Annotated in this window: 3 protein-coding genes and 1 pseudogene; 2 read left to right on the forward strand and 2 right to left on the reverse strand. The window is 66.4% G+C overall.

Annotated features, from left to right (window positions below; genetic code table 11):
• The coding region (locus ACTS2Z_RS07925; RefSeq protein WP_442572674.1) for a sodium/proline symporter at positions 1-1384 on the forward strand (1384 nt) is incomplete at its 5' end.
• A complete protein-coding gene (locus tag ACTS2Z_RS07930) occupies positions 1377-2714 on the forward strand; it encodes a flavin monoamine oxidase family protein (RefSeq protein ID WP_442572675.1) in 1338 nt (445 codons plus the stop codon). The genes ACTS2Z_RS07925 and ACTS2Z_RS07930, both read left to right, overlap by 8 nt.
• On the opposite strand, the gene ACTS2Z_RS07935 is transcribed toward ACTS2Z_RS07930, so the two are convergent.
• Both ACTS2Z_RS07935 and ACTS2Z_RS07940 read right to left on the reverse strand, forming a co-directional pair.
• A complete protein-coding gene (locus ACTS2Z_RS07935) occupies positions 2711-3832 on the reverse strand; it encodes a nitrilase-related carbon-nitrogen hydrolase (RefSeq protein WP_442572676.1) in 1122 nt (373 codons plus the stop codon). The two genes, ACTS2Z_RS07930 and ACTS2Z_RS07935, sit on opposite strands and share 4 nt — an antisense overlap.
• 118 nt (positions 3833-3950) lie before the next feature.
• Positions 3951-4181: pseudogene (locus tag ACTS2Z_RS07940) on the reverse strand (hypothetical protein); the annotation flags it as partial.

The following is a 4181-nucleotide window of genomic DNA, read 5'->3' on the forward strand; positions in this document are numbered from 1 at the left end:
GAACCGGACAGAGACTGACTTCCTGCTCGGCGGGCGGGCGCTGGGCCCGTGGGTGGCAGGCCTGTCCTACGCAGCCTCCACCTCCTCTGCCTGGGTGTTGCTTGGCTTTTCCGGTTTCGTCTATGCGGTCGGCCTTTCGGCGCTCTGGATGGTGCCGGGCATTCTGGGCGGCTATGTCGTCATGTGGGTCTGGTTCGGGCCGCGCATGCGCGCCGAAAGCGCGGCGGAAAATCAGGTGACGCTGGGCGATTTCATGGCCGCGCGCGCCACCGGCACCGGGCGCATGGCCATACTCTGGGCGGCAGCGCTGCTGGTGCTCTTCTGCTTCATCTTCTACATCGCGGCCCAGTTCGGGGCCGCGGCCATCGCCTTTGAGAGCCAGTTCCAGCTCGGGCGCCTGGAAAGCGTGCTGATCGGCGCCGGGATCATCCTTCTCTATTCGCTGCTGGGCGGCTTCTGGGCCGTCAGCGTGACCGACACGCTGCAAGGCGCGATCATGGCGCTGGTGGCGATCCTGTTGCCTGTGCTGGCCCTCGTCGCGGCGGGCGGGCCGTCTGGTGTCTGGGAGACGCTGCAGGCGAGCGCGCCTGAGGGCTATCTCTCCTTCACCGGCGGGCGGGAGTTTTTCCTCTTCACCGGGTTTGCCTTCGGGATCGCCGGGATCGGGCTTGGCACGTTCGGCCAGCCGCAGCTCATGAGCCGTCTGATGGCCGTGAAGGACGAGGCGGCGAGGAAGCGCGCCTTTGCAGTCTCCATGGGTTGGGGCGTCATCGTCTATGCCGGCATGATCACGCTCGCCCTGTCAGGGCGCGCGCTGCTGGGTGCAGGTCAGGAGGGTGAGGCGCTTTTCTACACGCTCTCGGGCGAGCTTTTGCCGCCCGTGCTCGCCGGTATCATCATCGCTGCCATCCTGTCGGCGGTCATGTCCACGGTGGACTCCCTGCTCATCGCAACCTCCGCCGCCGTGTCGCACGATATGGGCGTCGCGCGGCGCTTTGCCGGGCGGGAAGTCCTCATCTCGCGGATCGTCATGGCGGCCCTGTGCGCTGCGGCGGTGGTGATGGCGCTGGCCATACCGGCGACGATCTTTGACCGCGTGCTCTTCTCCTGGTCGGCGCTGGGCGCAGCCTTTGGCCCGATCATCGTCGCGCGCGTGGCAAAGGTGGAGCCTTCTACCGGTGCCATCCTGACCGCCATGGCGCTGGGCTTTGGCGTGAGCGCGCTCTTTTTCCTCATTCGCGGCATGGGTCTGGAAGGCACGGGCGGATTTGCCGGCCTGCTGGCAGACCTTGCTGCCCTGCCGGGCTCCCCGTTCGAGCGGGTGGTGCCGTGGTTCCTGCCCCTCCTCATCGTCTTTGTGTGGAAGCGCCGCGCCCATGCATGACGCCCTCATTGTCGGCGCCGGGTTTTCCGGGCTGGAGGCCGCGCGGCGGCTGGCGCCCGACCATGATGTTATTGTGCTGGAAGCGGCGGACCGCCCCGGCGGGCGGGTCCTCTCCCATACCTTTGCCAATGGCGACGAGACAGATCTCGGCGGCCAGTGGGTCGGTCCCGGACAGGACCGGCTCTATGGCCTGATTGCAGCGATGGGCTTTTCCACCTGGCCGCTTTGGGATGAGGGGGACCATCTGGTCCGGGCAGGTGGCCTGAAACGCTATCGCGGCACCATTCCGAACCTCTCGGTGCCGGTGCTGCTGGACCTGAACCGCGCCCTGTCCCGCTTCGAGGCGATGGCGCGCCAGCTCGACCCGGCCTCGCCGTGGACGCACGCCAAGGCCCATGTCTGGGACAGGATGACGGTTGGTGACTTCCTGCGCCGCTACACCTTTACCGCTCCCGCCAGAGAGATGTTCACCGTGGGCATCGGCGCGGTTTTCTGTGCCGAGCCGCATGAACTCTCTCTACTGCATGCGCTCTTCTATGCGCGTTCAGGGCGTTCTCTGGATGCGCTTCTTTCGGTGACGGGCGGCGCGCAGCAGGACCGTGTTCACGGATCGATGGGCGCTCTGGCGCAGGCAGTGGCTGGAACGCTCGGCGACCGGGTGCACTACGGACAGCCCGTGCGCGCAATCGGATGGGATGCGTCCGGCGTATCGGTGCAGACCGGCAGTCAGTCCTTCAAGGCGAAGCGTGTGATCCTGGCCCTGCCGCCTTCACAGGCGCTTGGTATCCGGTTTGACCCTGCATTGCCCGCTGGCCGTGATGCGCTCTGGCGGCGCATGCCTGCCGGGGCCTGCATCAAGTGTGTCGCCCAGTATGACCGCCCCTTCTGGCGTGACTCCGGTCTTTCAGGGCAGGCGGTTGGTGGCGAGCTGGCTGTGCGCGTTACCTTCGACAATACCGAGCGCGGAAAGTCTGCCGGCCAGCTTCTGGGCTTTATCGAGGGCGAGGAGGCAAGGCGCTGGTCGGCTGTATCCGCCGAGACCCGGCGCGAGGCTGTGCTGGACGCTTTTGCGAGCTTTTTCGGGGACGCGGCGCGCTCCCCCATTGACTATGCCGACAAGGACTGGACGTCCGATCCGTGGACGCGCGGCTGTTACGCCGCAATCATGGGGCCGGGCGTCTGGACCACGCTTGGCGAAGATTTGCGCCGTCCCGTCGGGCCGTTGCATGTGGCGGGCACGGAAACCGCCATTCACGGCTTTGGCTATATCGAGGGCGCGCTGGAGGCAGGTGCGCGGGCCGCAGACGAGGTGCGGGCCGCACTCACCTAATCCTGTATCCACAATGCGGTGACCTGTCCGCCCGAGGTGCGTTGCGCTGAGTGGATGCCGTTGGCATTGACCGCCAGCGCCGCGCCATCCGAGCCCATCTCCCACAATGATCCGCCCATGAAAGCCGTAATCCCGGCGCGGGCTGATGTATCTGCCAGACGTCCCGCAAGCGCGTGCGTGGCCCACGCCTCGCCCTCGGTCAGGCGTCCGGCATCGCCGCGGTCCACATCGTCCGGCCAGGGGGTGACATAGCCGCCCCATGGCGCGTCCCAGACATTGCCCGGCTGCAGGAAGGCGGGCACCGCCAGCAGGTCTGAGCCCGCCAGCGCGGAATACACATCCGGATGCCAGGAATCGGCGCAGATCAACACGCCGAGCCGCCCGGCGGGTGTATCGAAGACCGGCAGCTCCTCCACCATCGCGCCAGCCGTGAAACCCGCTTCGGAGGGTATGGGATAGACCTTGCGTGCAAGCCTGGCATGCAAGCTGCCATCGGGCGCAAAGACAGCGCTCACATTTTCCAGCGCTGCGCGGGTATCCGTGCGCAATTGGCCGTCTTCGACATCAGCGCCCGGCAGAACGATGGACCCTGCGACGATGGTAATTCGGAACTCGGCTGCGAGGCCGGAAAACACCTGCTGATAGCCCTCAGCCATGCTGACAGCGCGCATCCGGAAAATTGCTGCCGCCATCCGGTCGAGTTCCCGGCTCTGCATGTAGGAACCGGTGAAGTTGACAGGATTGGCGGCGACAAGGGCCGTCATCGCTCCGGTCACTGTGTCCGCGCGATAGACTGCGCGCGGCGCGTCCGATGCGACAAGCCAGGTGCCGGCATGTTCGGGAAAGACCGCGATGCTGCGCGGCGTCAGCAGGCCGGACGTTTGCGCTGCCTGCAGATAGGTCCGCAGCCGCGCGGCAAAGGCCTCGCTGCTGGCATAGTCCTCTGCGCGCATCACCGGCTCGATGGCTACAAGCGACACATCAGAGCGCACCCCCGCTTCGCTGGTCACGACCGGATCGGCGATGGGCGCCTCGGGTGCAGGCAGGGCCCGCCACATCGACCAGCCCGCAAGCGCGGCGACGATCAGGCAGGCCGTAAAAAGAAGCCAGCGGGGCATGGAAAGCACTCAGTCCAGAAAATGCATCGGGACGGCCAGTGTGCCGCCTTCAGGGCAAAAGAAAAAGGGCGTGAGGCCAGGGAAAGCCGTCACGCCCTCGAAGGAGGGGGAGGTGGGATCAGTCGGATACGAGCCTGTCTTCCAGCCCGTCACGTTCACGTCCGCCAAACACCGCCGCTGCGCAGGCGACAAAGGCCCCGAACATCATCGCCAGAGCCGTAGCAATTGCGAGCGTGGCACTGGCAGCGCGCGCGGCGTCCACCTCTTCGCGGGCTTCCTCGCGGGCCGTGTCCATGCTGTCGAAGGCTTGCTGGACGCGGCCATCAGCGGCGTTCACATCAAGCCCGGT

The sequence above is a fragment of the Glycocaulis sp. genome, assembly GCF_052168375.1.
Lineage (GTDB): Bacteria > Pseudomonadota > Alphaproteobacteria > Caulobacterales > Maricaulaceae > Glycocaulis.